Origin of the sequence: Mammaliicoccus sp. L-M44 (assembly GCF_022386355.1) — a bacterium.
Taxonomy (GTDB): domain Bacteria; phylum Bacillota; class Bacilli; order Staphylococcales; family Staphylococcaceae; genus Mammaliicoccus; species Mammaliicoccus sciuri_A.
The window spans coordinates 1-291 of sequence record NZ_JAJNIU010000081.1; the positions used below are offsets into that span (position 1 = coordinate 1).

Consider the following 291-nt stretch of genomic DNA (forward strand, 5'->3'; position numbering starts at 1 on the left):
TTGGTTAAGCCAATCACTCTGAAGTACTTTCAGTACTCAATTATTGGAATTAACGTTGACATATTGTCATTCAGTTTTCAATGTTCATTTTGTCTCACAAGAAACTATTATACACTTGTTATATTCTTGTGTCAACATTTAATTCAATTTATTTTTCAAGAAAATTTCAAGAAAAAAAGACCCAAGGGTCAAAATTGAATTTTGCCCGGCAACGTCCTACTCTCGCGGAACGTAAGCCCAACTACCATCGGCGCTAAAGAGCTTAACTTCTGTGTTCGGCATGGGAACAGG

At 36.4% G+C, this 291-nt stretch carries 1 rRNA gene; it reads right to left on the reverse strand.

The window, feature by feature from the left end:
- Positions 1-203: 203 nt before the first annotated feature.
- Positions 204-291: ribosomal RNA gene (gene rrf / locus LQ611_RS14020) — 5S ribosomal RNA — on the reverse strand; the annotation flags it as partial.